At 56.7% G+C, this 4,551-nt stretch carries 3 protein-coding genes; 2 read left to right on the plus strand and 1 reads right to left on the minus strand.

Annotation, left to right across the window (positions count from 1 at the left end; all coding sequences use genetic code 11):
* The coding region (locus tag WCA53_RS02020) for a cache domain-containing protein (protein WP_423904942.1) at positions 1–773 on the minus strand (773 nt) is incomplete at its 3' end.
* Positions 774–1,393: 620 nt separating this feature from the next.
* Between WCA53_RS02020 and WCA53_RS02025 the strand changes: the two genes are divergently transcribed.
* Positions 1,394–2,785 carry an MFS transporter gene (locus WCA53_RS02025; RefSeq protein WP_423904945.1) on the plus strand — a complete coding sequence of 464 codons (1,392 nt, stop codon included), beginning with the start codon at positions 1,394–1,396 and terminating at the stop codon, positions 2,783–2,785.
* A 1,281-nt stretch (positions 2,786–4,066) separates the two neighbouring features.
* Positions 4,067–4,378, plus strand: a complete 312-nt coding sequence (locus WCA53_RS02030; RefSeq protein ID WP_423904947.1) for an ABC transporter permease — start codon at positions 4,067–4,069, stop codon at positions 4,376–4,378.
* Positions 4,379–4,551 lie beyond the last annotated feature (173 nt).

A 4,551-nucleotide genomic window follows, 5' to 3' on the forward strand; every position in this document is an offset into this window, starting at 1 on the left:
AGCTGCTCCTGCATACGCTTCATCGAAAACAGCAGGCTCGAGCGGTCGTCCGGTGCCGTCTTAACCACTGCGGTCAGGTCGTTGTTGGCAATCTGGTTGGCAATTTCAGCGGCATAGGATGGCTCGCCGCCCAGGGAACGGAGGATGCCCCGGTTGAGCAACACCACGACAGCCGACAGGGCCGCGGCCAGTATCACCAGAATCCCGAGGCTCTGATACAGAGTCGAGCGAAATGCGGCATCGATGTCGTCGACGTAGAGCCCTGTCGAGACAATCCAGTCCCACGGCTCATAGATCACGCTGTAGGCTATTTTGGGCGAGGCTTCCGTCGCCCCTTTTCTTGGAAACGCGTACGCGCTAAAGCCCCTGCCGTCACGTTTGACGGAGGCGACGATCGCCCTGAAGAGGTAGACACCGTTCGGATCCTTGACATCACTGACGTCCTTGCCATTCAACTCCGGCAGTATCGACATCAGGACCGTCGGCTGCGAGTTGACGATGATGAAATAACCGCCTTCGCCGTACCGCATGTTGCGGATGGCGTCCATGGCTTGTCTCTGGGCTTCCGCTAAGGGCAGGGTGCCGGCGGCCGCCTGGTCGGCAAATGTCTTGACGACAGTCAGGGCATTCTCCGACACGTGAGTCAGGTCCGCCTTTCGCTCGTCCAGCCGCATTTCTCTTGTTTGGTAAGCGTTGTAGATCGAGATTCCGGCTAGACACAGCAAGCTCAGGATCAGTGGCAGCCAAAGCTTTTGAACAAAAGACAGTTTCATGTATTTGCGAACCTTTCGATCGATAGTAACGAACAGGCAAAATTGCCATGGACGTAGGCCACTGTGGAGGACGTCCCTTTCTTGACCTGATGGCCAACCGTTGCTTCACCATGCGGTCATTGACAACACCTTGCGTGTCCGCGTTCATGCGGGCCTTTTGCGCAATGACCGCCGCACTCATCACCAACAACAAAACGAGTACCGCAGCAATCGTGGCGGTCAAGCCGTGCGCCGATTTTCATTGCCAGGTTGAAGCTCCATGGATGGGCGCATCCTCTTTATCGGCGCGAATCAGGAATAATCTAGGGGTGTTGACCTAAAATGAAGCGCTCGCGAGGCCGTGGCAATGCTTCCTTGTTCTACGGCAGCCATAAAAACCCGAGGGACTCGGTATCGATGCGCATTGGCGGCATGAAGATGGGGTGGCTCACCCATCGCAGTTGACGATGGCTGGCTTCGCGGAAAAGCAATGGCTGAGGCCATTGTCCATATTATGATCCGGCACCGCCAAAGGACTATCGCACCCCGCCCAAGCCCAATGTGGCATAAGGCACGCACGCATTCGGTACAGCGAAGTATCGCCTGGGTCGACCTCCAAATAACACAATTGAGAAGACGTCATGAACGATGTGGTAACCGAATCCTACTCTCCGTCGGTGCCGTCTCACAGGTGGTACTCGCGCCTGACCAGAAAGCACTGGCTCACGCTAAATGGCGCATTTCTTGGATGGATCTTCGACGGGTACGAAGCGCTTGCCCTGATCATGGTGCTGCCTGCATTGATGCATTCGGTATTGACGCCAGGCCAGATGAGCTCACTACCACTTTACGCCGGGTTGGTGATCGGGATCACATTGCTCGGCTGGGGAATCGGCGGACTGGTCGGTGGCGTACTCGCTGACTACGTGGGGCGCAAGCCGATGATGATGTGGTCGGTACTTCTGTACGCGCTGTTGACTGGATGCACGGCGTTCTCGGGCAATCTGATTTACCTTTGTGTCTTGCGCTTCTTAACGGGCCTCGCCATGGGCAGCGAATGGAGCACAGGCATCGCGCTGATTGCAGAAACGTGGCCGCGTGAAGCAAGAGCAAAGGGTGCTGGATTTCTACAATCTGGATTCGGCTGGGGCACTCTCATTGCGGCCCTGATCTGGTATGCCTTGTCGGTCTACGATCCATTCGGAGCGGACAACTGGCGTGTGATGTTTGTCGTTGGCGCATTGCCTGCACTATTTGTTCTCTACATTCGGCGCGGTGTCGATGAATCGGAGCAATGGCAGCAAGCCGTGCGCAATAAGCAATGGAGCGCAACCGGTACCAGCGACGCGAGCAACCGCCCCACCAAGCGACCTTTTACCTTGAAGCAGGTGTTTAGCGAGCGCGAGTCCGTTCGCCGAATCGTACTGACGACTATCCTGTCCATCGTGACGATTGTGGGCTGGTGGGCCGTCTCGAGTTGGCTGCCTGCCCGCACGGCGGAACTGGCGGCACTAGAGCACGTCGTCAATGCAAGTCACTGGATCTCGTCGGTATCGATTGTCTACACGATAGGTGCCATTCTTGCCTATATGCTTTCGGGTTTCATCATCGATGGCGTGGGTCGTCGTTGGTATCTTTTTCTGGGCTTTACCGGTTCACTGGCGACAACTGTCTTGGCCTATGGCTGGATCAGTTCTGTGGAAGGTATGCTGGCCATTGCCGCTATCAATGGATTCTTTACGCTGGGTTGCACGTTCGCCTGGCTCGCCATTTATCCTGCCGAACTATTCAATGCGTCCGTCCGCTCAACCGCGACGAGCTTTGTGTTCAACTCTGCCCGCCTCGTTGCTTGGATTTTCCCGATTCTCTCCGGCTCAATGATCAAATCCTTTGGCGGCGTATCTCATGCCGCACTGGTGTTCGGCTCTGTGTATGTCATCGGCATGATTCTTCCCTGGTTTCTTCCGGAAACAAAAGATATCGGCTTGCCGGAGGATCTTGATTCCCTTAACGCGCACGCTACGCGCAGCTAGGAGTTGTACATGGGCTGCACGCTTTATGAAAAGATATTCGACGCCCACGTCGTCTGAAGCCAGGCGGACGGCACCGTCTTGCTCTACGTTGTTCGCTACCTCATGAATGAGGTAGCGACCGCAAGCATTCGATATGACCATCAGAACCCGCCAGGCTGTCTCGGACCCGTGCCATATCGACTGGCATCATCTCCTTCGCCGTATGCCATTCTCGCCTCTCACCAGGGCGGAGGGTCTGTCAGCTTGGCAGGAATCGTCATTAATAGCCAGCGCTCCTCTGCTCTCCCAGGGACGCTGAGCGGATGCCTTACGTCCTGCATGGTTGATCTGAATCCCCCAGCGCGTCTGCGGCGATGCAACGCGGCGAGCAGCGGCCATCACGCGCGCCAGCGCAGCTTCACTAATGTCGCTGTACAGTCGCAGTCACCCACGCATAATGCGGCCGTGCCGCTCGGTAGCGGTAGCCTATCTCCGCAATCGAACTTCCCGCGAGTTTCGTAAACTGTGCCGGCACCGCGCTTCCCGGTTGTCGCATCGCCTCTATTGAACTGTCTCCGGCCTCACTTTCTTTTTATGCCTGAAATGAAACCCGCCCGGTCTTGTACTACCAGGAGTCGAGACATTGTCACCACCATTCGTCGGGCGAGCAGTCGCAGCACCGTGCGCATTGCCACCCCCGGAACCACCGTTACCATTTCCGCCGCCCGCGGCTAGAGTGACACTCGACACCGCAACAAGCAGCGGAAAGAGTGCACGTTGCAGATTCACCGTAAAGCGATTCATGTTCGTACTCCTTCGGTAAGGCTAAAAATGTGATGTCACTACCGGAGCCAATCGAGCCCAGGCACCAAAGTCGGCCTGTGAATTGAGATAGATGAAGTGCTTTATAGGCGTTGGGCAACTCCTTTAGTATCGTCGCATTTCGTTTGGCGATCCTAACGTTAAGAACAATTAATATGGCAACCGACGCAGACCGGCGACGCCGCTTCTAAGGTGAGATACCGACTCTTTGAAGCCGAGAGGCTATGGTAGCCGGCGCGAGGAGGCGCTATGAAAACACCGCGGATTGCGGACGACGCCAACTTCGGGGGTGGGGAGCGGTCAGTCCACGGGAAATGGTGTGAAGGCTACGAGGAAGGGGTTCTGTCGCAGTGAGGAAATCGGGAAAAGTCCGGACGGAACGAATAGGAATGCTAATTTCACAAGAGCGTTAAAGTCAAGGGAAATTTCGGTTGGCTAGCGCGACTTTTCAAGACGTACGGCATCGTCGCCGCATTCATCGTGCTGTGCGTCTTCCTGAGTTTCGCCAACGAGTTCTTTCTGACCTGGGGGAACTGGACGAACATCATTCGCCAGACGGCGATCAACGGCATTCTCGCGATCGGTGTCACGTTCGTGATCCTCACCAAGGGGATTGACCTGTCCGTGGGCGCCGTCATGGCGCTTGCCGGAGCGGTGGGCGCAAGCCTGGCGACGGCGTCTAATCCGCATGGCATCTGGCTCGTGTTGCTGGCGGGCTGCACGGTCGGCGTGGTGCTCGGCGGACTCAAGGGCTTGCAGTCGCAAAGCTGTCGCTGCCGCCATTCGTGGTGACGCTCGGCATGCTGAGCGTCGCGCGCGGCATGACCTACATCTTCACCGATGGACGGCCTATCCCCGATCTTTCAGACGGTCTGCTCTGGCTCGGCAGCGGCAGTCTGCTAGGCGTACCCGTGCCTATCCTGCTGCTGATCGTCGTGTTCGGTGTCTGCTGGTTCGTACTGCAC

It is taken from the genome of Caballeronia sp. (assembly GCF_049581465.1).
GTDB lineage: Bacteria > Pseudomonadota > Gammaproteobacteria > Burkholderiales > Burkholderiaceae > Caballeronia.

Bases quoted from the DNA above. Each gene is read 5' to 3' on its own strand.
- WCA53_RS02025 (WP_423904945.1), top strand. From the start codon at position 1,394: ATGAACGATGTGGTAACCGAATCCTACTCTCCGTCGGTGCCGTCTCAC.